General features: G+C 56.2%; 20 protein-coding genes and 1 tRNA gene. 8 read left to right on the forward strand and 13 right to left on the reverse strand.

Annotated elements, in window-relative coordinates:
- Positions 1-35 precede the first annotated feature (35 nt).
- Positions 36-2,729 (forward strand): GIN domain-containing protein, encoded by a 2,694-nt coding sequence (locus F1C16_RS10310; RefSeq protein ID WP_185280579.1) that lies wholly within the window; start codon positions 36-38, stop codon positions 2,727-2,729.
- 341 nt (positions 2,730-3,070) lie between these two features.
- Here the strand turns inward: F1C16_RS10310 and F1C16_RS10315 are convergent, their stop codons facing one another.
- The 4 genes from F1C16_RS10315 to mce all read right to left on the reverse strand — a co-directional run bounded on the left by F1C16_RS10315 (position 3,071) and on the right by mce (position 6,157).
- Positions 3,071-4,486, reverse strand: coding sequence for a CCA tRNA nucleotidyltransferase (locus tag F1C16_RS10315; RefSeq protein WP_185280580.1), 1,416 nt, complete (start codon positions 4,484-4,486; stop codon positions 3,071-3,073).
- A gap of 126 nt (positions 4,487-4,612) precedes the next feature.
- On the reverse strand, positions 4,613-4,882 hold the full coding sequence (locus tag F1C16_RS10320; protein ID WP_185280581.1) for a hypothetical protein: 270 nt from the start codon (positions 4,880-4,882) through the stop codon (positions 4,613-4,615).
- Between the two features lie 95 nt (positions 4,883-4,977).
- Positions 4,978-5,550, reverse strand: coding sequence for an L-threonylcarbamoyladenylate synthase (locus F1C16_RS10325; protein ID WP_185280582.1), 573 nt, complete (start codon positions 5,548-5,550; stop codon positions 4,978-4,980).
- Between the two features lie 169 nt (positions 5,551-5,719).
- A complete protein-coding gene (gene mce / locus F1C16_RS10330; RefSeq protein WP_185280583.1) occupies positions 5,720-6,157 on the reverse strand; it encodes a methylmalonyl-CoA epimerase in 438 nt (145 codons plus the stop codon).
- A gap of 145 nt (positions 6,158-6,302) precedes the next feature.
- Between mce and F1C16_RS10335 the strand changes: the two genes are divergently transcribed.
- The 5 genes from F1C16_RS10335 (at position 6,303) to F1C16_RS10355 (ending at position 10,014) form a co-directional block, all read left to right on the forward strand.
- Positions 6,303-7,517 carry an IscS subfamily cysteine desulfurase gene (locus tag F1C16_RS10335; protein WP_185280584.1) on the forward strand — a complete coding sequence of 405 codons (1,215 nt, stop codon included), beginning with the start codon at positions 6,303-6,305 and terminating at the stop codon, positions 7,515-7,517.
- A gap of 114 nt (positions 7,518-7,631) precedes the next feature.
- A complete protein-coding gene (gene iscU, locus F1C16_RS10340; RefSeq protein WP_185280585.1) occupies positions 7,632-8,048 on the forward strand; it encodes a Fe-S cluster assembly scaffold IscU in 417 nt (138 codons plus the stop codon).
- A gap of 179 nt (positions 8,049-8,227) precedes the next feature.
- Complete coding sequence (locus tag F1C16_RS10345; protein ID WP_185280586.1) at positions 8,228-8,554, forward strand: iron-sulfur cluster assembly accessory protein; 327 nt, start codon at positions 8,228-8,230, stop codon at positions 8,552-8,554.
- 168 nt (positions 8,555-8,722) lie between these two features.
- Positions 8,723-8,992, forward strand: a complete 270-nt coding sequence (locus tag F1C16_RS10350) for a BPTI/Kunitz domain-containing protein (protein WP_185280587.1) — start codon at positions 8,723-8,725, stop codon at positions 8,990-8,992.
- A 164-nt stretch (positions 8,993-9,156) separates the two neighbouring features.
- Entirely contained in the window at positions 9,157-10,014 is an 858-nt protein-coding gene (locus F1C16_RS10355) for a CPBP family intramembrane glutamic endopeptidase (RefSeq protein ID WP_219733327.1), read from the forward strand.
- A gap of 270 nt (positions 10,015-10,284) precedes the next feature.
- Here the strand turns inward: F1C16_RS10355 and F1C16_RS10360 are convergent.
- The 9 genes from F1C16_RS10360 to F1C16_RS10400 form a co-directional block, all read right to left on the reverse strand.
- Positions 10,285-10,372, reverse strand: a tRNA-Ser gene (locus F1C16_RS10360).
- Between the two features lie 140 nt (positions 10,373-10,512).
- Entirely contained in the window at positions 10,513-11,592 is a 1,080-nt protein-coding gene (locus F1C16_RS10365) for an asparaginase (protein ID WP_243900201.1), read from the reverse strand.
- Positions 11,593-11,735: 143 nt separating this feature from the next.
- A complete protein-coding gene (locus tag F1C16_RS10370) occupies positions 11,736-12,503 on the reverse strand; it encodes a TatD family hydrolase (RefSeq protein WP_185280588.1) in 768 nt (255 codons plus the stop codon).
- 98 nt (positions 12,504-12,601) lie between these two features.
- Positions 12,602-13,315: a GAF domain-containing protein gene (locus F1C16_RS10375; protein WP_185280589.1), complete on the reverse strand. Its 714-nt coding sequence runs from the start codon at positions 13,313-13,315 to the stop codon at positions 12,602-12,604.
- A 275-nt stretch (positions 13,316-13,590) separates the two neighbouring features.
- Positions 13,591-14,406: a RagB/SusD family nutrient uptake outer membrane protein gene (locus F1C16_RS10380; protein ID WP_185284295.1), complete on the reverse strand. Its 816-nt coding sequence runs from the start codon at positions 14,404-14,406 to the stop codon at positions 13,591-13,593.
- Positions 14,407-14,532: 126 nt separating this feature from the next.
- Complete coding sequence (locus F1C16_RS10385) at positions 14,533-15,630, reverse strand: glycosyltransferase (RefSeq protein ID WP_185280590.1); 1,098 nt, start codon at positions 15,628-15,630, stop codon at positions 14,533-14,535.
- Between the two features lie 142 nt (positions 15,631-15,772).
- Positions 15,773-16,417, reverse strand: coding sequence for a polysaccharide deacetylase family protein (locus tag F1C16_RS10390; RefSeq protein WP_258048869.1), 645 nt, complete (start codon positions 16,415-16,417; stop codon positions 15,773-15,775).
- 163 nt (positions 16,418-16,580) lie between these two features.
- On the reverse strand, positions 16,581-17,711 hold the full coding sequence (locus F1C16_RS10395; protein ID WP_185280591.1) for a glycosyltransferase family 1 protein: 1,131 nt from the start codon (positions 17,709-17,711) through the stop codon (positions 16,581-16,583).
- 90 nt (positions 17,712-17,801) lie between these two features.
- Positions 17,802-19,229 carry an oligosaccharide flippase family protein gene (locus F1C16_RS10400; RefSeq protein ID WP_308461659.1) on the reverse strand — a complete coding sequence of 476 codons (1,428 nt, stop codon included), beginning with the start codon at positions 19,227-19,229 and terminating at the stop codon, positions 17,802-17,804.
- Between the two features lie 166 nt (positions 19,230-19,395).
- On the opposite strand from F1C16_RS10400, the gene F1C16_RS10405 reads away from it, so the two are divergent.
- Positions 19,396-20,472 (forward strand): hypothetical protein, encoded by a 1,077-nt coding sequence (locus F1C16_RS10405; RefSeq protein ID WP_185280593.1) that lies wholly within the window; start codon positions 19,396-19,398, stop codon positions 20,470-20,472.
- 2 nt (positions 20,473-20,474) lie between these two features.
- Positions 20,475-21,947, forward strand: coding sequence for an O-antigen ligase (locus tag F1C16_RS10410; RefSeq protein WP_185280594.1), 1,473 nt, complete (start codon positions 20,475-20,477; stop codon positions 21,945-21,947).
- Positions 21,948-21,967: the final 20 nt, after the last annotated feature.

A 21,967-nucleotide genomic window follows, 5' to 3' on the forward strand; every position in this document is an offset into this window, starting at 1 on the left:
CACTCCCTTTCACTTGAACTAGTTGCAGCACTGAGATGAAAAAGAACATCAGCATCAACCTTCAGGGCATCATCTTCCACATCGAGGAAGATGGATACGAAGTCCTTGGCCGCTACCTGGCCGAGGTGAAAGCCCACTTCTCTGGCTACCGCGGACACGAGGAAATCGTGGCTGACATTGAGAGCCGCATTGCCGAGCTGTTTGTATCGCGGCTTTCGCCCAGCAAGCAGATTATTTCGCTGGAAGACGTGGAGCAGATGGTAGCGAAGATGGGCCGCGTACGCGATTTTCAGGCCGCCGATGAGGCCGAGGAAGACGAAGAAATTCTGGCCTCGGCCGTGGCCAGCGGCACCGCCGAAGGCTTCTACACCGGCACTACAGGCAGCAGCACAAACAGCGCCAGCGGCCGGGCCTACACCGGCAGCACAAAAAATGCCGCTGACCCTGGCAATGCCACCGCCGCTACCGACGAACCCCGCCGCCTCTCCCGCGACATGGCCAATCGCAAGGTGGCTGGGGTAGCCGCCGGCCTGGGCCGCTACTTCACCGTCAACCCGCTGTGGTTCCGGCTGGCGTTTGTAGGGGTGTTGCTCGCTGGTCCTGTTCTCGACGATATCAGCTGGCTGGATGAGTTGGGCGAAAAACTATCGGCTTTCTCTGTAATTGCCTACATAGTGCTCTGGATTGCACTGCCCAAGCGCTACGATAATGTGCTGAGCGATGAAGACCCCAACTTCCGCAAGCTCTACCGCGACGTTGACAGCGGTAAAATCGGCGGCGTGTCGGCTGGTTTGGCGGCCTACTTCCGTACCGATGTTGTCTTGATTCGGGTGTTGTTGCTGGCAGGCCTTTTCGTGGGAGGATTCACGTTCATCCTCTACATCATTCTGTGGATTCTGGTACCGGAGGCCAAAACGGCCTCCGACCGTCTTCGGATGCGTGGCGATGCCGTGACGCTCTCTGCCTTAGACAGCAACCTGCGTGCTTCGGAAGAAGGTGCAGTTACGCCCGGTAGCCGTCCTATCGGTACGTTCATTGAAGGCGCCGGCCGCAATCTGCGTCCTGCTGTGGGCTTTGTGGGCACCTTGATTCGGGTAGTAGCTGGGGCACTGCTAGTAATAACTGGGTTTGGCTTTTTGCTGGCCTTCACCATTGCACTGGGCGTGGGTCTGGGCGTGTTGCCCGAGTCGCAAGGCTTCATCCATACCGGTCCATTTCCTCCCTACCTGTTCACCAATAGCGTGCCTTCGTGGGCGCTGCTGGCCTTCTATGCCGCCGGGGCCATTCCGGTGTTGGCCATGTTCCTGCTGGGCTTGGGGCTGATTTTGCGCCGGCCTGTTCTGAGCCGCATTGCAGGCCTTTCCCTACTAGGGCTGTGGTTACTGAGCGTGGTAGGAGCCAGCGCAGCCGGTGTGCGCATCAGCCGCGACTTCCAGATGGAAGGCGAGGTGACGCAGACCGAGCGGTTCCCTACCCTCACGGCCGGCACCATCCTGCTCGACAACCATACCACGCACAACGATGGCCACAAATGGGTGGATCTGAACCTGACAGAAGCCGACAGCGGGCAAGTGGTGGAACTGGTGAAGTACCTTTCGGCGCGCGGCGCCACGGAGCAGGAAGCCATTCGTACGGCCAGCACCTCTATCCGCTACACCGCTCGCGCCACCGACAACGCCACACTGGTACTCGATGATTTCTTCACGTTTCAACCCGATGCCCGCTTCCGCGACCAGGACCTGGACGTGACCCTGCGCCTACCCCAAAACAAGCGCTACCGCCTGAGCAAGGAGTTTGCGAACCGTCTGGACAGCGAAAACTTCGTGAACAACGAAAAGCCTGAAAACGCGGACACACACACCTACGAACTCATTGGCACCCAACTGCGCTGCCTTGAGTGTGCTGATTCTGATTTCACCAATGATGACGAGCAGGACACCGATGAGAATGACGGCATAGACGTGCGCGTCAACGAATCCGAAGGTGGTGTTCGTATCAATACTGATACCGATGAAAACGGCAATGTGAAAGTGAACATTGACATCCCGAAGGCAGATTTTCCAACCGATTTCAGTTCCTACGGCGACGGCCGCCGCACGTATTCCTTCACCGATTTCCACACCATTCAAGCCAACGGCGCCTACCGGGTATTGGTGCGCCAGGGTAGCGAGTTTAAGATAGAAGCAGCCGGCGAAGACCGCGACCTGCGCGATTTGCAGGTGTCAACCAGCGGCGACGAACTCTTGATTCGGCACCAACAGCGCGGGTTCTGGTCGAATTGGAAGGGCAACCGCAACCCCGTGCTGGTACGCGTGACAATGCCTACCCTAGATAAATTGGAGCTGAACGGCGCTTGCCAGGCCGATGTAGCCGGCTTCCGCGACGCCCGCAATCTAAACGTGGAGCAAAATGGTGCCTGCGCCGCCACCCTCGATGTAAACGCAACGCGCCTGTCGCTGGACCTGAGCGGCGCTTGCCAAACCCACCTGCGCGGCCAAACCAACGACCTGGTCGTGGATGGCTCCGGCGCCTGTGAGATAGACGCGCTGGGCATGACCGCGCGCACTGCCGACTTTGACCTATCGGGGGCCAGCAACGCTAAAACCCGCGTGCAGGAACGTTTGAAAGTAGACCTCAGCGGCGCCAGCGAGGTGCAATATGCCGGCAACCCCAGCCGCATCTCCAAGGAAGTAAGCCGTGGCTCCTCCCTGGTTCCTATCCGCGAATAACTATCGCTCAGGCAACGCTTTGGCGGCTACCGCCATCTACCCTAATACAATCCGTCAGTGGGTCGCTGGTTTGTGGTGAGTGAGCCCGTGACCCGAGAAAGTCCTTTCCCTACCCCGCTGCAACGGAAGGGCAAAGGGCTTTCTCTTTTTTGAATGGTGAAGGGGTGAGGTAGTGAAGGAGTGAGTGAATAAAAGCGTCTGTCATCCTGAGCTTGCGAAGGACCTTATCACGCGAGAACTACAGCCGTACCAACGACTCGTTCAACTGACATAAGGTCCTTCGCAAGCTCAGGATGACAGACGCTTTTATTCACTCACTCCTTTACCACCTCACCCCCTCACTATTTCACCACTACCAATCCTTTCTTCTCGCCAAGCTCCAGCAGCATCGCAAAGGCCTCGTCGTACTCATTACGCACGCGGCCGTCGAGGATGGCTTCCAGCACGGCTTCCTTCAGCTCGCCTACCTCGCGGCTTGGCTTCAGGCCGAAGGTTTCCATGATAATTTCGCCGGTGATGACGGGCTTGAAGTTACGCAAGTGGTCTTTCTCTTCTACCTCCTTCAGCTTTTCTTCTACTACATCGAAGTTGCGCAGGTAGCGCGCCACGCGCTGGTGGTCCTTACTAGTGATATCGGCGCGGCAGAGCTGCATGAGGCGGTCGATGTCGTCGCCGGCTTCGAACAGCAGGCGGCGCACGGCCGAGTCGGTCACAATTTCCTTTACCAGCGCAATGGGCCGCAGGTGCAGACGTACTAGTTTCTGCACCATACGCATTTCTTCGCCCAGGGGCAGTTTCAGATCAGCAAAAATCTGCGGTACCCAACGGGCGCCTTTGTCCTCGTGGCCGTGGAAAGTCCAGCCTACGCGCTTATCGTAGCGCTTGGTAGCAGGTTTGGCGATGTCGTGCAGAATGGCGGCCCAGCGTAGCCACAGGTCGGCGCCGGTGGCCACCACATTGTCGAGCACCTGTAGGGTGTGGTAGAAGTTATCCTTGTGTGCATGTTGCCCTACCCTTTCCACGCCCTGCAATTGGGCCATCTTCGGAAAAATCAATTGCAGCAACCCACACTGAAACAGTAGCTTGAAGCCATAGCTGGGCTTCTCGGCCAGGATAATCTTGTTCAGCTCGGTGGTGATGCGCTCCTGCGACACAATCTTGATGCGGTCCTTGTTGCGCGCAATGGCATCGTAGGTATCCGGCTCAATATCGAAATCAAGCTGGGTAGCAAACCGAATGGCGCGCAACATGCGCAGCGGGTCATCGGAGAACGTAATATCAGGGTCGAGGGGGGTACGGATGGTCTTGCGCTGGATGTCGCCCATACCATCGTAGCGGTCCACCAGCGCGCCAAAATCCGCCGGATTCAAACTGATGCCCAACGCATTAATGGTGAAATCACGACGGGCCAGGTCCTCTTCCAGCGTGCCGGCTTCTACCTCCGGTTTGCGGCTCTCGGCACGGTAGCTTTCCTTGCGGGCGCCCACAAACTCCACCTCAATCTCGGGGGTAGGCAGCATGGCCGTACCGAAGTTCTTAAACACCGTGACGCGGGGCCGCCCGGGCAGCTTTCGGCCCACGGCCTGCGCCAGCCGGATGCCGTCGCCCACGCACACCACGTCTACATCTTTGCTGGGCCGGGCCAACACCAAATCGCGCACGTAGCCCCCAATCACGTAGGCGGGGTAGTCCAACTCACCGGCGGCTTCGGCAATGGTATGAAACAGGGGAAGGTCGGGGAGCTGCGGCTTGTTCATGCCGCAAAGGTAGCAACGCCCCTAGAATGACGCATTTGCCGACACGCCAAACCAACGTGCTATCACAAAAAAAGCGCCCTCGGGATTTCCGAAGGCGCTTTTCGTAGGTAGTAGCCTACCAGGCAATTACTGCTTGGCAGGAGTTTCTTCTACCATCTTATCAGCCGGTACATCGCGCACTACAGCTGTATCGCCATTCTCGGGAGCCATTTCAGCGGCAGCCTTGTCGGTGCTATTTTCGATGGCATCGCCAGCGTTTTCAGTTGCGTTAGCAGCATCGGTAGCAGCGCTTTCGGCGGTAGCCTCAGCGTTTTCCTGCGTTTTCTCCGAGCAAGAGGCCAGAGCGAAAGGAGCGAAAGCAGCCAGAACGAGCAGTGATTTGAAGGAGAATTTCATGGTCAAAAGTGAAAAGGTGAAGGTGTAGTTTAGACTTCATACCGCTACCCTGTCAAATGTAACCCGCTGTCGTGCTTACTTTTTTTATGCTCTGGTTAGCTACGTATCGTTTCCAACGTGCCATCCTCCTTTACTCGTACCACTCGCGAAGGAGCTACCCGCGTGTCGTCGTCCTGTCGCCAACTCACTACGTAGTCTACGGCACGGTCAATTTGCTTGTCTACTTCGCTGTAGATGGCCGGCGCCGGCTCCCCACTGCGGTTGGCCGAGGTCGACACCAGCCCGTGCCCCAGCCGGCGCACCAGCTTGTGGCAGAACTCGTCGCGCGGAATGCGCAGGCCCACCGTGCCATCTGGCCCTACCAGCTGCGGCGCCACATATCGGCTGGCAGCTACTATATAGGTAGTGGGTCGCTCTTGGGCCGTCAGCAGCTCGGCTAAATTGTCGGGCACGGTAGCTGCGTAGCGAGCAAACATCGTCTCATCGGCCACTAGCACAATGCTGGGCTTGCCCTCGGGCCTACCCTTCAGCTTGTAGAGCCGCTCCGCAGCCTTTGTCGATTCGGCATCGCAGCCCAGGCCCCACACTGTATCGGTAGGGTAGAGAATGACTTGTTGCAGCAGCAGCGCGTCTACGGCCGCTTCCACTTCTTGTTGGAATAGATTCATGGAAATAGTAAAGTGGTGAGGTTGTGAAATTGTGAGTGGTGAAACCGGAACTGTTATCCTCTATCTGGCGTCCGCTTGCAGAGGACCTTCACACGCCGGCACGACAAGTGTAACAACGACTCGTTCAACTGGCAGAAGGTCCTTCGTCGCCGCTTGATGGGCAGAATGCTCAGGATGACAGTTCCGGTTCCGCAATTTCACTACTCCCTATCGTTTGGCACAGCTCTACCAACACGCCGGCAGCGCTTTTCGGGTGCACAAAGCAAACGAGTTTGTTGTCGGCGCCGCGCTTGGGCTCCTCATTGAGTAGTGCAAAGCCCTCGGCCAGCAGCCGCGCCATTTCAGCCCGAATATCATCTACTTCAAACGCCACATGGTGAATGCCTTCGGGCTTTTTAAGCAGGTACTTGGTGATGGCACTATCAGCAGAAGTACCGGCTAGCAGCTCAATTTTGGACCCGCCTACTTTAAAAAACACGGTATCTACGGCTTCGCTGGCTACATGCTCTTGCTTGTAGGGTGCCACGCCGAGCAGCGTGGTATAAAGGGCCGTGGCCGCTTCCAGGTCGTGGACGGCCAAGCCCAAATGTTCGAGGTTTGTGAGCATAGGTGGTTGTAAGAAGGAGCCATAGAAGGCTTCTATAGCAGTATTAGGATTATAGAGACATTTCTACTGACAAAGTAAAACCTCTTTAGTAGTTTTGCTGTTCTAGATGCGAATGATTCTCCGCTGAACTCACTGACTCCGAGCCATGCTCAAGCTACCTATCTACCTCGACAACAACGCCACTACCCCTCTCGACCCGCGGGTGCTGGATGCCATGATACCGTTCTTCACAGAAGTATACGGCAATGCGGCGTCTCGCAATCACCCCTTTGGTTGGGCCGCGGAAGAAGGCGTGGACTACGCCCGCGAGCAAATCGCGCAATTGATTCACTGTGACCCAAAGGAAATTATTTTCACTTCGGGCGCCACAGAGTCGGACAACCTAGCTATTAAGGGTGTGTTCGAGATGTATTCTCAGAAGGGCAACCACGTTATCACGGCTACCACCGAGCACAAAGCCGTGCTCGACACCTGCAAGCATATCGAAAAGCTAGGCGGCAGGGTTACCTACTTGCCCGTGAACGAGCAAGGCCTTATTAGCCTAGAAGACCTGGAAGCCGCCATGACACCTGAAACGATTCTGGTGACTATCATGTACGGCAACAACGAAACCGGCACCATCCAGCCCATCCAGGAAATTGCCAAGATTGCCCACAAGCACGGCGCGCTGTTCATGACCGACGGTACGCAGGCAGTAGGCAAGATTCCCGTAGACGTTATCGCCGATGGCATCGACCTGATGGCTTTCACGGCTCACAAAATGTATGGCCCCAAAGGGGTAGGCGCGTTGTACGTGCGGCGTAAGTCGCCTCGCGTGAAGGTGACGGCCCAGATGGACGGCGGCGGCCACGAGCGCGGCATGCGCTCTGGCACGTTGAACGTACCCGGCATCGTAGGTTTTGGCAAGGCTTGTGAACTGGCCCGCCTCGAAATGGCACAGGACGCAGAGCGCTTAAGCAAGCTACGTGACCACCTCGAAAAAGAACTGCTGACGCTGGAAGAAAGCTACGTAAACGGTTCGGTGGAACGCCGTCTACCTCACGTAGCCAACATCAGCTTCAAGTATGTAGAAGGCGAAGGCCTGATGATGGGCGTGAAGGACTTGGCGGTATCGTCGGGTTCGGCTTGTACGTCGGCCTCGTTGGAGCCCAGCTACGTGCTGAAGGCCCTAGGCCTGAGCGACGACCTGGCACACTCCTCGCTACGCTTTGGTCTGTCGCGCTTCACCACCGACGAGCAAATTGAATACGCTATCGGCCACGTAAAAGAAGCCGTAACCAAGCTCCGCGAAATGTCGCCGCTATGGGAGATGCACAAAGAAGGCATCGACCTCAGCTCCATTGAGTGGGCAGAACACTAGAATCAATTAAAAATTGAGAATTAAAAATTAAAAGACAGTTCGCTATTATAGTCCTCTTTTGATTTGAAACTCAATTTTCTAATTCTTAATTTTTAATTCTTAATTGACAACGTCATGGCTTACTCTGATAAAGTAATTGACCACTACAGCAACCCCCGCAACGTGGGCACGCTGGACAAAAGCAAAAAAACTGTAGGTACTGGCCTGGTAGGCGCTCCTGAGTGCGGCGACGTAATGCGCCTGCAAATCGAGGTAGACGAAGCCACCAACACCATCACCGACGCCAAATTCAAGACGTTTGGCTGCGGCTCGGCTATTGCCTCTTCATCGCTGGCAACGGAATGGCTGAAAGGCAAAACCGTGGATGAGGCCTTGGCTATCGACAACATGGAGATTGTGGAAGAGTTGGCCCTGCCGCCCGTGAAAATTCACTGCTCGGTACTGGCAGAAGACGCTATCAAAATGGCCATTTCGGACTACCGCGTGAAGAACGGTTTGCCCGCTCTGGAGATGGAAAAGTCGCACCACTAAGTTAGCTCCGGTCCTACCGGGTGCATAACGTTGTAGAGGGTAGGAAGCAGCTGAAATAGTTGGTGCTTCCTACCTTTTATTATTTAGAAACGTATCAGATAAACTAAACCTTTCAGGGTGTACTTTTGTAATAGAAATGGCCACATCGGCTAGCTTCGCTTACCCCTACCCTTACTGCCATGATTACTGTTTCTGACAAGGCAAAAGATAAAATCGAACATCTCATGCGCGATGCCGAACTAGATGCTACCTACCGGTTGCGTGCGTCGGTGGCAGGCGGCGGCTGCTCGGGCCTGTCCTACAAGCTAGACTTTGACAACGAGGTGAAGCCCATGGACCAGGAGTTTGAAGACAAAGGCGTCCGGGTAGTAGTAGACATGAAAAGCTTCCTTTACCTAGCCGGCACTGAACTTGATTTCTCGGATGGGCTAAACGGCAAAGGCTTCTATTTTGACAACCCTAATGCCAGCCGTACCTGCGGCTGCGGCGAAAGCTTCTCTGTATAAAAATACGATTTCGCACAAAAAAGGCCCTAACTCTTTTGAGAGTTAGGGCCTTTTTTGTGACACTATTTGTTGGTTGGAAATAACCCAATCTATTCGAACATTATACGACACGGCATTTTTCGAGACACACCATTGCAACTATCGCCTACAAAGTAGGCTCCTAGCGGTATGAAAAAGACGCTACTATTGTTCTCGGCCACAGCCCTACTCTCTTCTGCTACTTGCAGCCAAAAGGACAATGATCCAGAGCCCGAACCCGCTATTGAACCCACTCCTCTTTGTCTACTCGTGCCGGATGCGGGCCTCTGTAATGCTGCCTTCGTGCGCTATTACTTCGATCCGCGAGAAAAGAAGTGTAAGGCGTTTACCTGGGGCGGCTGCGGCGGAATAGTACCCTTCAACACGCTACAGGAGTGCAAGGACTGCGGCTGCAAGTAAAGAGTACATCTTCCCACAGTGCTTTAGCAAGCCAGAAGCGCATTGTGCGGGTCTACTAGCTGCATCTGGAAAACCAGCTATTTCTCTCTAAACATAAAAAAGGCCTGGACATTGAGGCTTTTTGCTATCATTATGACCATCTATCGTTCCTTCTACTCTATTCAATGGAAACTACCGTTATTTCTACTCCTATCCTGCCCGAGGTCCCGCCAACCGTAACTCGCTCGGCTTACCCTACCATTGCTCAAAGCTGGGGCGTATTGGGCTGGTTTCTAATCTTATCCCTGCTTGTAGGAATACCCACTTACTTAGTACTAGATAAGCTGCTGCATGTGGGCAAGCAGACCAACGCTGCTATTCTATCCGTGCTAATAAACGTGGCTTTGATGCTTATCTTGCGCCGTAAAGCAGGCAGGCAGTGGGCAAGAATACAATGGAAAGGCCAAGCGAAGCCATGGATTTATGCGGCCCTGCCCATCCTAGTAATTGCCTATGGTATAGTGGCTTCGACGCTGGTCGAACTATTCCATCTACCTAATTGGATGGAAACAACCTTCCGTGATTTAGTGAAGCAACCGCTGCTCGCCCTGTTTCTTTTCTGTGTATCAGCGCCTCTATTAGAGGAGCTTATCTTCCGTGGCGTTATGCTAACGGGTCTGCTACGTAATTATCGACCCTGGGTAGCTATTAGCCAGTCGGCTTTGTTGTTTGGGCTAATGCATATGAATCCAGCGCAAATAGTAGGAACTGGCCTGATAGGATTGCTATTTGGTTGGCTGTATTACCGAACCAGGTCACTAAGTCTATGCATTGTAGCGCATATGTTTAATAATCTACTGGCCTTCCTTGCGATGACAGACACCGACCTCAGCAAGAAGGAAACGATGCGGGAAATCTTTGGGGCAGATCTTCTATTTGGACTGGCCTTATTAATAAGCGTTCTTCTAGTCGTGCTCATTGTTTGGCAAATCCACAAACGCACGCGGACCTATGAAGGCCTAAGCGTACCCGCTGCCGTATAACTTTTTCAATGTAAGCACAGAGGCCCGCACAATCAGTAGATGGTGCGGGCCTTTTATCTATTTAAAGTAAGCTAATACTTGGTTCAGATTGGTTTCTCAGATACATAGCCTGACTTATATAGTAGCTATAGAGCCTATGCAGAAAGAATACAGCAGGATAGTACTGTGTGTTTCTGTGCTAGAAACTTGAGCGAGTATCCGCACTTGTGCTTATAGATGGCGCTCCTGAAAAGTAAAACCCCGTTTTCAAGCTGAAAACGGGGCTTCATGCAGAGAGGATGGGATTCGAACCCACGATAACCTTTTGGGCTATACACACTTTCCAGGCGTGCTCCTTCGACCACTCGGACACCTCTCTAGGGCTAATGGTGGCGCAAAGAAACGCGGCTTTTACCAGAAACGCAAACCTTTCGGCATGTTGCGTTTTGCGTGCTGCCCGATGTAAGGAGTAAAGGGCTTGCTTTTCATTCCACATTCACACCGTAGAACGCCATGCGGCTACTCCTCCCAGTTGGAAATTTCGCCGCGCAGGTCACGGGCCAGCAGACGGCGCGTGGTAGGGGCATCCTGGTTTAGGCCCAGTACAAACATGAGCTTCGCTACGGCCGCTTCGGTGGTGATATCATCGCCGCCAATGATGCCTAGGTCGCGCAGGTGGGCGCTGGTTTCGTAGCGGCCTTGCTGCACGCGGCCTTCGTCGCACTGGCTTACGTTGAGAATATGCAGGCCCCGATCCAGAGCTTCGCGTAGGGCAGTAGTAAACCACGAAGCGGTGGGCGCATTGCCCGAGCCAAAGGTTTCGAGTACACAGCCGCGTAGATTGTCGATAGCCAAGATGCCGCGCACGGCCTGTTCGCTGATGCCCGGAAACAGCTTTAGAATTACCACCCGCTCGTCGAGGTGCTGGTGAAACTTACGAGGCAACGCTGATAGGGGTCGGATGGCAGCATCATTAAACTCCAGGTCGATGCCGGCGCGCACCAGCGGCGGGTGATTTTCGCTTTTAAACGCATCGAAATGGCCGCTTTCTACCTTCTTCGCACGGTTGCCGCGCAGCAGCACATTATGGAAATAGATACACACTTCGGGAATACGGGCCGCCTCAGTGGTTTTGTGACGGGCCGAGGCCAGTTGCAACGCCGTAAGCAGGTTTTTGCGGGCATCGGTGCGGATGCGGCCGATGGGCAATTGTGCCCCGGTGAAGATGACGGGTTTGGTTAGGTTTTCCAGCATAAAGCTCAGCGCCGAGGCCGAGTAGGCCATTGTATCGGTGCCATGCAGAATCACAAAGCCATCGTATTCGTCGTAGCTGTGGGTGATAATGTGTACCAGATCGGCCCACACCGTAGGGGTCACGTTGGAAGAATCGATGGGTGTGGGGAGGCTGTGCACCGTCAGGCGCATCCGAAACTGGCGCAGTTCCGGAAGATTGCCCATAATGCTGGCAAACTTCATGGGCACCAGCGACCCATCGTCGTCGTAGGCCATGCCCACGGTGCCACCAGTGTAAATCAGAAGTACCGAAACCTCGGGCGTGGCCGGCGCAGCCGTATCAATGTTGAAGTAAGAAGAGTCCAAAGGCGAGAGAAAGTGGCGCGGAACCAGCCACACAATCGTGCAGCCGAATCGGCAAGCTAGCAGGCAATCGGCACTTTCCCTAGTCTGCTATTCTTTTGGTCTACCCTAACTGCAACAACATACCCCTTACACAGTGCTCGACGCTACAAGCTGAACAGTGTCTGGGCATTTCGGGTAGTAGCCTCGGCTACTTCTACCACCTCTTTGCCCAGCAACTCGGCCACCCGACGCGCAATAAGCGGTAGGTAGGCTGGCTCGTTGCGCTTGCCGCGGTGCGGCACTGGTGCCAGGTAGGGGCAGTCAGTTTCCAACAAGAGGTGCTCCAGATCCAGGCCGGGCAGCACCTTGTCGGCGCCCCCGTTTTTGAAGGTAGCTACGCCGCCTATGCCCAGCTTGAAACCCAGCGCAATGGCGCGGTCGGCCTCGGCAGGGCTTCCCGAAAAGCAGTGAAACACACCGCGTAGCGTACCATCCTGGGCAGCTTCGATGAGGTCGGCAGTTTCCTGAAAGGCGTCGCGGGTGTGCAGCACCAAGGGCAGGTTGTGCTTTTTAGCCAGGTCGATCTGCACGCGCAGGGCTTCCTGTTGCTGGGCAAAGTAGGTTTTATCCCAGTGCAGATCGAGGCCGCACTCTCCTACCGCCGCAAACGGCCGTTTGTTCAGCCACTCCTCCACGGCGTACAGCTCACGCTCGAAGTGCTGATCTACAGAGGTAGGGTGCAGCCCCATCATGGCAAAGCACTGCTGCGGAAACCGGGCTTCCGTTTCAAGCATACTATCGAGGGTAGTATGGTCGATAGCGGGCATGACGATAGTAGTTACGCCGGCCTCGAAGGCCCGGTGCAGCATCTCGTCGCGGTCGGGCTTGAACTGCTCGGAGTAGACATGGGCGTGAGAATCGGTGAGGTGCACGATGGAAGGAAATAAAGCGTGAGATGGGAAGCAACGAAGTGCAAAGGTAGAGCATCCTGCCTACCCTCTTATCCTCCTACCCTCACTCACTCACTCACTCACTCACTCACAGGCTTCAGTACCTCGTGCAAATCGGGCAGCCGCCGCCCTATCTGGGCCAGAATATCGTTTGAGAGAGGCACTTGCACGCCGTAGCGCGTCAGCATGTAGCGCACCAGTGCTGTAAGGCCCTGTATTTCTGCTGTTAAGTGTGTCTGGATGGTCTGCCACTGCAACTCACCCGCAGCGCCGTGAGTTCGGCATTGGTGGCGTACTACAATCGTGTGGCTCACCACGGCGGCTAGTTGTTCCAGCATACGCTGCTCGTCCTCGCTGAGCATACGGGGCTGAGAGTCGATGATGCACAGCGTGCCGATGTTGCGCTGATCGGGCATTCGCAATGGAGCGGCCGCGTAGAAGGCTACCTGGCTATGATAGGCTGCCTGAGCCGCCTGCTCTGTGATGAACGGCTCTTTCTCAGTCGATAAATCTTTGTATACTACTGCCTTATCGTGTAAAATAACTGTAGAGCACAGCGCTTCCTGCCGCGACTGCACATCGTTGCCCGGCATACCGTAATTGGCGATGTACTGCACCTCTGTTTCATCAACAAGGGCAATTAGGGAAATAGGGAGGCTGAACACACGTGCCGTTAGCGCCACCAATCCGTCAAATACCTTCTCATCCAGAGAATGAAGAATATCATAATGCCGGAGCGTGGCAATGCGGGCAGCATCGTCTGGCGGAATCAGGAAAGGAGAAATAGCTAGCATAGCGATGATATAATTACCTGGTAACAAGATATTTGTATCCGATTGATTTTTAACTGTTTTCCGGATACAATCAAACATTATCTTCGCGTAGCACCATCCGGATGCTTTTACTAGCAGGCGCCGTGGTATTTGCCGGCACTAGTCCGCAGTATTGTAGTAGTAGCCAGCCGCGTATTGCACCGGCACCATATCCCGCGCTGGCCGTAGGCTAGGACCGACTAAAAAAAGCCGGCCCGCTATCTGCGGGCCGGCTTCGTTTTGCGTAGGCTGGCGGTTTAGTACCCAGGGTTTTGGGGTACATTCCAGCTCTGCACTTCCGTTAGGGGAATGGGCAACAGGGGCGTGGGGTTTACCGACGCCTCCGTGGTGACGTGCGACGCGGCCCGCGCCCGCACGTCGGCGGGCAACACGCCTAGGTAGCGGCCCGTGCGCACCAGGTCCCAGAAGCGTAGCGATTCCTCGCCAAATTCCACCCGGCGCTCATGCCAAATAGCCGTTAGCAGCGCCTGGCCCGACAAGCCCGGCGATAGGTCGGGTAGGGTGCCGGGCGGCGTGTTGGCAGGAGCGTAGGTGAGGGTACCCAAGGTGGTGCCGGGCGGGCGTGTCGACATGCGGGCGCGCTGCCGCACCTGGTTGACCAGGGCCACGGCCTCGGCGGGTTTGTTGAGTTGGGCAGCAGCCTCCGCCTTCATCAGCAAGATGTCGGAGTAGCGCAGCTTGCGGATGTTCTGGGGTCCCGACTCTGGGGCAGCGGGGGCAATGATGGCGGCCTTGCGGTTGAAGTAGCCAGTGGCATTCTGCGTGAGGTCGACCTTGTTGAGGATACCCAGCACAATGTCGCCGTCCTTGATAACGGTTACTTCAAGACGTGGGTCGTTGTCCTCAAACTCATTGACCAGATCTTGGGTAGGGTTGTTGAACCCATAGCCAAACGTGTTGCGGTTGTTCTGGAAAATATTGCTGGTGGTGCCCACCGAAATGGGGCCGTAGCCGAAGTTGGAGGTACCAAACTGAATTTCGAACAGCGACTCGCTGCTGTTCTCGCCAATATCCTGGTTAGAGCTAATTATGGCAGTGGCAGTTCTGCCCAGAGGAGACTAGTTTGGGGTAGGTGCAGCCTTTAGCAACAGGGAACCCAGCGCGCGTAGCCCTGGCCGTAACGCAGCCAAGGAGTATTTTGGACGCCAATCAAGGCTCAACACTTATCTACTCAGCACTCAATATTTCCTACCCTTCCACACAAACGGCACGGGCAATAGCCGGAAGACCAGCAGGCAGCCGGCCACCAGCAGCGTGTATAGCTCGAACGCTGGCAGCAGCAGGAGCGGCGCTGGGCGCCTCGCCCGCCGGTAACACACCTGCGCTAACACTCCCTGTAGTAGTAGTTTGCCTACCCATACGCTACATCCGGCGGCCGGCCCAGCCAGCCAAAACAGCACTGCCAGCGCCGGATAAAAGCCGCTGTACAGCAATAGATTAGCTTGCAGCCACCACGGCAATTGCTCTACTCCGCGCATCCACCGCCGCCGCTGGTGCAGCAAGGCCGGCAGCGTGGGCTGCGGCAACGACTCGGCCAGTACCTCCGGCCGAAACAGAATGCGGTACCCGAAGTCATGCTGCAATGTGGCCTTGAACAGCGCATAGTCTTCGGTGACGGAAAAGGGTAGCGCTTCGTAGCCGCCAGTGGCCTGGTAGGCGGCGCGGGTCACCAGCATGTTGTTGCCCATGGCCGTCACGGGCACGCCCCAGTCGGACACTACCTGCACCAGCCCCAGAGACATCAGCCAGTCCAAGCCCTGTAACTGGTCGAACAGGCGCGGCCCTTGCACCAGCGTGAGGCCCGTGACGGTGCCTACCCCCGGCGCGGTATGGGCCAGCAGGCCTGTGAGCCAGGTAGGCGGCACGGCAATGTCGGCGTCGGTGATGAAGAAGTAATCAGAGGTAGCGGCGCGGGTAAGGTGGGCCAGTACGTTGGCCTTGCCGCGGGCTGTGCCCAGCGTATCAACAATAGGAAGGCACTGGAAGCTGCCCGTGTAGCCTTGCATAGCAGCCTCGGCCACAGCATGGGTGCGGTCGGTGCTGCCGTCATCACCTACCAGCACTTCTACTAGGTGCGCGGGGTAGTGGAGTTGCCGGATGGCCTGCAGGCAGCGACCCAGCGATGCTTCCTCGTTGCGGGCGGCAATCAGGATGCTTACGCGAGGCAACGCATTGGGCAACGGCTGGGGCTGGCTTCCGCGCCGCCACGCCAACGCCCCCATAGACACCCCCATCAGCAAAAACCAGAAGACAAAATAGGAAATCAGCCAGATCATATCGTAGTCCAAGTTGCGGAGCAGTAGCAGGATGGTAGTTGGGTTGGTATCGCCGTCGGTTGCTACGCAGTTGCTCTATAAGCTGATTTTTACTGATTGGGTGTGGTACGAATGTTTACCCAGCGCATACCCCTACCCTCATCTACAACGCTTTAAACTGATACCCTCGCTCGGCGAAATGTTGCAGGTAGCGCGGCAGCACATAGCGCAGATTGCGGCTGGCTTTCAGGCTGTCGTGAAATACGACGATGGCACCCGGCCGAGAGTAGCGTAAGGCAGTGCGTAGGCACTGCTCGGGGGCATAAGTGGCATCGAAATCGTAGGTTAAGACATCCCACATGATGAGTTGATGCGTGGCAGCCAGGGTGTGGGCCAATGGCCGGGTGATGCGCCCGTAGGGCGGCCGCAGTAGCGGCCGCCCCTCCGCAATAACAGGGGGGGCCAGACTATCGAGCGTTTGCTGGCAGCGTGCTACGTTGGCGAGGTACTCCGCCGGAGTCGTTTTCCAGCCGTTGAGGTGGTGGTAAGTGTGGTTGCCGAGCCGATGGCCGCCAGCCAGCACCTGCCGGGCCACGTCGGGGTAGCGCGCTACGTTGTCGCCTACGCAGAAGAAGGTACCCTGCGCTCCTACCCCGGCCAATTGCTCCAGCACAAAGGGCGTTTCATCGGGGATAGGGCCGTCGTCGAAAGTGAGGTAGAGCGTCTTTTCTCCGGCAGCTACTGGCATTTGCCACTGTCCCTGCGGCACCAGACGACGAACCAACGCAGGCATTCGGAATATACGCATAGGCTGTAGTCGTTATTCTAAAGGTAGTACGTTGTCGGTGTATGCGCTCAAGACATGATAGTTGGGTCTCCTCGTTGACTGAGCAAAGATGAAACAAACAGCGCCAGCATCGACGAGCTATAACAGCTTGTGTTCCTGCGCCAATCAACTTATTCACCTCTCCTTATTCGTTCAGCATTTCGCTGAGCGCGGTCCACAGCGCGGCGGCGCTAGCATCCCAGGAGAAGCGACGGGCGTTTTGCAGCCCCTGCGCCACCAGCGTAGCGCGTAGGTTGGCGTTGCCTGCCACCTCGATTAGCGCCGTGGCTAGGCTATCCACAGAAAACGGGTCGGCAAGGCGGGCGGCGGTGCCGGCCACCTCGGGTAGGGAGCTGATGTTGGAGGTTATAACCGGGCAACCACAGGCCTGCGCCTCCACAATAGGGATACCAAAGCCTTCAAAATACGGCACATAGGTGGTAGCCAGCGCGGCGGCATATAGCTGCACCAGCTCGACATCGGTCACGCGGCCGGTGAGGTGCACATCGTGGCGGTGTTGCAGTTGTTGGTACACCTCAAAGATAGGCCCGGCTTTCCAAGCGGTGCGCCCCACAATGAGCAGCTTCATAGGAGAACCAGTAGCAGTTTTAAACTGGTCGAAGGCGCGCAGCAGATTCACTAGGTTTTTGCGCGGCTGCAACGCGCCCACAAACAGAAAATACGGCTTGCCCGCGCTAAATCGGTCGCGGGTATCCTGCTGCGTAGCCTGGGGCTGGGGTCGAAAGCAGGCATCGGCAGCATTATAGACCACACTGATTTTGGTGGGCGCAATGCCGTATGTCTGCACAATATCCTGGCGCGTAGCCTCCGACACGGCTACCAGCCGCTCCGAAGCACGCGCAAAGCGCGGCACAAAGTATTGGTAATAGCGCCATTCCAGCCCCGACATATTCTCGGGATAGTGCTCAAATGCCAGATCGTGTATCACGGTAAGGCGCGGCACATGGGTAGTTAGGGTAGTGAAGCCGTCGGTACTGAGCAGCGCAGTGGGGCGGTTCATTTTCAGCCACAGCGCCACGGCGCCTTCAAACCAAGCCACAAACAAAAACGGGTGCCGGGCCGGTGGCAATAGCACATGCGGCACCACATTATCGGCAAATAGGTACCGCTCGTCGTAGGGCCGGTCGAAGAGGAAGTGGAACGTATGCTCGGGGTGCGCCACTACGATCCGCTTTAGCACTTCGTAGGTGAAGCGGCCAATGCCCTCCAGCTTGTCACCGGGCAGCAGAAAACGGACGTTAACGGCAATGTTCAAGACTGTATTTGAGTTGTGAGTTGCGGAGCGCGGGTTGTGAGTACTTATACGGCTACCAGACGACTGGCAACTCATGACCCGTAACTTCTTTTATTTACGTTGCAACAACTGCCGTAGCTCCGCTACGCGCACATTGCCGGTTAGAAACAGAATTCCGACGTACATGACGCCCGCCAGCCCTGCCTCCAGCCACCACGTATGCAGCCACCAGCGCAGGCCCCACCACACAGCGCACAGCAGCCCAAAGGCCAGCAGCAGCCGCGCCAGTGTAGCCCACGGCACGGCTAACCTGGCCCGGCGTGCCACCAGCCACACATAGCCTCCCGATATGAAAACCGCACACAGCAAGGTATCGGCGGCGGCGGCCAGGGCGCCGTATCGCGGAAGCAGCAGCAGGTTCAGGCCAATGTTGAGCACAATGCTACCCGCTACTAGCCAGCTTACGGGACGCTCATGCCCGGTGCTAGTAAGCAGGGTGCTATAAATAGCAAAAAACGCGTGTACCAGCACGTTCAGAAACAGCAGCTTCACGCACCACGTCATACGCAGCAACTCGGCGGGCGTGCTGCGCGTGAACTGCCAGAACAATACCTCGCCTCGAAACAACACGAACGCACAGATCAGCAGCAGCGGCACCGTCACGATGCGCTGCCCGAACCAGAGCAAGGTGCGCTGCTCGTCGCGGCGAGCAATGGCGTGAGCAAATTTGGCGAAGAACAAGGGTAGGATCGTCCACAGGTACATCATCACGGCATCCACCCAACGGTAGGCGCCGGCGTAGTAGCCCGCTTCTTTAGCTGATACTAGGCGTTCCAGCATCAGCCCGTCTACGCGTTCGTTGAGGCCGTAGAGCAGCGCAATGAACGCCAGGGGCAGGCTTTCGCGCAGCACCAGCCGCGCGTGGGCTAGGCGCGGACGGTAACGCACGCGGCCGTAGAGCCGCGCTAGCAGCGCGTACAGCACCACAAAGGTGAACAACGCCGCTGCCAGCCGAATCAACACGTAGCCGCTTAGCGTCAGGGCTGTGCCTACCCCCAGCGCGCCCAGCACCAGCAGCATGGCCAAGCCTTTGTCCAGCACCGACAGCACGGCGTCGGTATTGAAACGCTGGTAACCTTGCAGTGCCCCCCGCAGGAAGCCTGTGAATTGCGTGAGCAGCACCACGCTCGCGATAAGCGCCAGCAGGGTAAGCGTGTGGCCCTGATAGCCCAGGAGCGCCCCTGTTGCCACCGTGGCTACCAGAAATAGCCCTGATAGCACCGCTTTGAGCGGTAGCACCGTAGGAAAGTATTCCGTTAGGTAGTCGGGCGTGATGGCGATGCGCTTGGTGGTGTGCTGGGCCAGGCCTAGATCGGCAACCACGGCCGTGATGAGCGCCAGGTTGAGCAAGGCGGCAAACAAGCCGTAGTTGGCGTGCCCTACCCGGTTCTGCACCATGTTTTCGACTACCACCCACCCTGGCTTCACCAGCAGGTTGAGCAGCACTACAAAGCTGATATTTCCGAGGAAGCGTTTGATGAGAAAGAAGGTATAAACCGCAAAAAGTGGCCACTAAGCTACTAAAACAATCTCCAGCGGCGCAGTGGCTAGTGGTATGCACCATCAACTTTCCCTGTATCTTTACCCGGTTTCTACCGTTGCTTTTCTGTTTATCGTTGACCTTTTCCCCCTTTCTACCGCAGGTATGGCTGTTCGATCGTATTCACTGTTTGATATATGGCCCATTATAAACCGTTGGAAGCGGCTGGTAGGCGTAGCTGTGGGCTCGGCGCTGGTAGTCAGCCTGATAGTGGCTTTGCTGTTGCCTAATATCTATAAGTCCACGGCCATCTTCTACCCTACCAACCCCGAAACCACGGACCCCGACCGCATTATGGTGGAGGGTAGCCGCCTAGCGCCGGGAGGCCGCGGCGAAGATTTGGACCGCGTTATCACCATCGGCCAGTCGCAGCCCGTTGCGGAGGCTATTATCCGGCGCTTTCATCTCTATGAGCACTATAACGCGGGCACGCCCGGCAACGACAAAGCCGACAACGCGGTGCTGCGCGAGTTTACTAACAATATGTCTATTGTGCACAATGAGCGCGATGCTATTGAGCTCACATTCAAGGATGAGGACAAAGTTCTGGCCTCCAACGTAGCGAATGCCCTGGTAGCCATGATTGACTCTGTGAACCAGCAGCTCACCCTTACCAATCGTCGGCGAGTGGTAGAGCTTTACGGGCAGCAGTATGAGGCCATGACGAAATCTTTCACCCAGGCTCGGCAGCAGTTACTAAGCGCCCGGCGACGCTACGGTATCTACGGGCTGGAACAAGAGTCTAAATATTTAGCCAAGGAGATTCTGAAAACCGAGCGGAAGCTCCGTGAGGCGGAGGGCAGCGGCGCCTCGGCAGCTACCATTGCCGGGTTGCGGCGGGCCCTGACCGGCCTTACCCGCGCCGATGGTGGCAACGTGCTCAACCTGGAAAACTACGTGCAGGGCATCGACTCGCTAGAGCTGTTCACTACCCGCACCGAGGACTTGAGCCGGCGCTTGGTGAAAGCGCAGGGCGATTACGAAACTGCCAAAGTATCGTTGGAGAGCCAAGTATCGTCACTTTATATCGTGCAGCCGGCCCTACCTGCTACCAAGCAGGCAGAGCCCGTACGCTGGTTGATTGTGGTATCGGCAGTATTCCTAACGTTTGTGCTGTCGGTGTTGTTGATTGTGCTGCTGGAGCTGTACCGCGCCAACCGCCACCACCTAGTAACCAACTAATAATGATTCGATTGTTGCAGTGGCTACGCCCAGCCGATGAGCTTCAGCGCATCTTTTTGCTGTTTGTGCTGCTGCTTATTGGTGGGGGTGCGCTCATCCCGCTGGCCGATTCGCCGCTGACGCTGCTGCCGGCGGTGGCGGTGTTGGGTGTGGCCGTGCTAGCCATTGAGTGGCGCCTGATTTACTACCTGTTTCTGTTAGTTCTGGCTTTCTCGCGCGAGATTAGTATAGGCGGCGGCTTCAGCATGGATATGCCCTCCGAGCCGCTCATGCTGCTGTTGCTGGGCAGCGTAGCTGTCACGCTCATTTTACAGCCCGACGCCCTACCCCGCCGCGAGGTGCTACACCCACTGGTAATCCTGTTGGGCTTAGGCTACATATGGGCAGGGGCCACCACGCTGTTCTCGGTGGATACGCTGAAATCAGTGAAATTTCTACTGGCCAAAACCTGGTACATTGGACCGTTTTTGTTCGGTACGCTGCTTCTGTTGCGCAATCGAGCTATGGTATGGCGCATCAGCGGGCTATACGTTACAGGGGTTTGCGTTACGGTGGTGTATAGCCTGGTACGCCACGCCACCCGCGGGTTCACCTTTGATAGCATCAACTGGTCAGTAGAGCCTTTTTATTTTAACCACGTGACGTACGCCACGGTGCTGGCGCTGCTGCTCCCATACACGATTTACGGAGCGCGGGCAGCCCAGCAGCGCATTGGGCGCTGGGCTTGGAGCGGGGCGGCCGCTTTGCTGTTTATGGGCTTGCTGGTGACGTACACTCGGGCCTCCCTGCTGTCGGTGCCGATTGCGGGCCTGTACTACTTCGTGTTGCGCTACCGCCTCACGCGCCTAGTACTGCTGGGTACCGTGGTGGGCGCGCTGTCGGCGGTGCTCTATTTTGTGCACGAGAACAACTACATGCTCTACGCGCCCGATTTTGAGAAGACTGTTTTCAATGGTAAGAACTTCAGCAAGCACCTGGAGGCTACCTATAAACTAGAGGACATGTCGGGTATGGAGCGGGTGTACCGTTGGGTAGCCGCTGCCCGCATGATTGATGATAAGCCCCTGACCGGCAGTGGCCCCAGCACTTTCTACCCCGAGTATAAGCGCTACACGGTCTGGAGCTTCCACACTTACGTGAGCGATAACCCCGAGCGCTCTACCACTCACAACTACTTTCTGCTGCTATTAGCTGAGCAGGGCATTCCGGGATTTGTTTTGTTTGCGCTGGTACTAGCCGCTGCACTGCTTCTCTGCGAGCGGCTCTACCATCAAAGCGCCCGCCCCGAAAACCGGCATATCGTACTGGCCGCTAGCTTGTCGCTAGTCATCATCATCTTTCACCTGTTTCTTAACGAGTTGATCGAAGTCGATAAAATCGGCTCGTTCTTTTTCATCGCCCTCGCTATTCTAATTCGGATGCAGACGTGGCTGAGTGGCGAAATAGTGAATGGTGAAACGGTGAGTGGTGAGTGAAAACAGGACTGTCATCCTGA

It is taken from the genome of Hymenobacter sp. NBH84, assembly GCF_014217645.1.
GTDB lineage: Bacteria > Bacteroidota > Bacteroidia > Cytophagales > Hymenobacteraceae > Hymenobacter > Hymenobacter profundi.

What these genes read in the sequence shown, in the direction of transcription:
- F1C16_RS10345 (WP_185280586.1), top strand. Translation starts at nt 8,228, where the DNA reads ATGATTACTGTTTCTGACAAGGCAAAAGATAAAATCGAACATCTCATG.
- F1C16_RS10320 (WP_185280581.1), bottom strand. Translation starts at nt 4,882, where the DNA reads ATGAAATTCTCCTTCAAATCACTGCTCGTTCTGGCTGCTTTCGCTCCT.
- F1C16_RS10385 (WP_185280590.1), bottom strand. Translation starts at nt 15,630, where the DNA reads ATGATCTGGCTGATTTCCTATTTTGTCTTCTGGTTTTTGCTGATGGGG.
- F1C16_RS10325 (WP_185280582.1), bottom strand. Translation starts at nt 5,550, where the DNA reads ATGAATCTATTCCAACAAGAAGTGGAAGCGGCCGTAGACGCGCTGCTG.
- iscU (WP_185280585.1), top strand. Translation starts at nt 7,632, where the DNA reads ATGGCTTACTCTGATAAAGTAATTGACCACTACAGCAACCCCCGCAAC.
- F1C16_RS10310 (WP_185280579.1), top strand. Translation starts at nt 36, where the DNA reads ATGAAAAAGAACATCAGCATCAACCTTCAGGGCATCATCTTCCACATC.
- F1C16_RS10315 (WP_185280580.1), bottom strand. Translation starts at nt 4,486, where the DNA reads ATGAACAAGCCGCAGCTCCCCGACCTTCCCCTGTTTCATACCATTGCC.
- F1C16_RS10355 (WP_219733327.1), top strand. Translation starts at nt 9,157, where the DNA reads ATGGAAACTACCGTTATTTCTACTCCTATCCTGCCCGAGGTCCCGCCA.
- F1C16_RS10390 (WP_258048869.1), bottom strand. Translation starts at nt 16,417, where the DNA reads ATGCGTATATTCCGAATGCCTGCGTTGGTTCGTCGTCTGGTGCCGCAG.
- F1C16_RS10405 (WP_185280593.1), top strand. Translation starts at nt 19,396, where the DNA reads ATGGCTGTTCGATCGTATTCACTGTTTGATATATGGCCCATTATAAAC.
- F1C16_RS10335 (WP_185280584.1), top strand. Translation starts at nt 6,303, where the DNA reads ATGCTCAAGCTACCTATCTACCTCGACAACAACGCCACTACCCCTCTC.
- mce (WP_185280583.1), bottom strand. Translation starts at nt 6,157, where the DNA reads ATGCTCACAAACCTCGAACATTTGGGCTTGGCCGTCCACGACCTGGAA.
- F1C16_RS10410 (WP_185280594.1), top strand. Translation starts at nt 20,475, where the DNA reads ATGATTCGATTGTTGCAGTGGCTACGCCCAGCCGATGAGCTTCAGCGC.
- F1C16_RS10375 (WP_185280589.1), bottom strand. Translation starts at nt 13,315, where the DNA reads ATGCTAGCTATTTCTCCTTTCCTGATTCCGCCAGACGATGCTGCCCGC.
- F1C16_RS10350 (WP_185280587.1), top strand. Translation starts at nt 8,723, where the DNA reads ATGAAAAAGACGCTACTATTGTTCTCGGCCACAGCCCTACTCTCTTCT.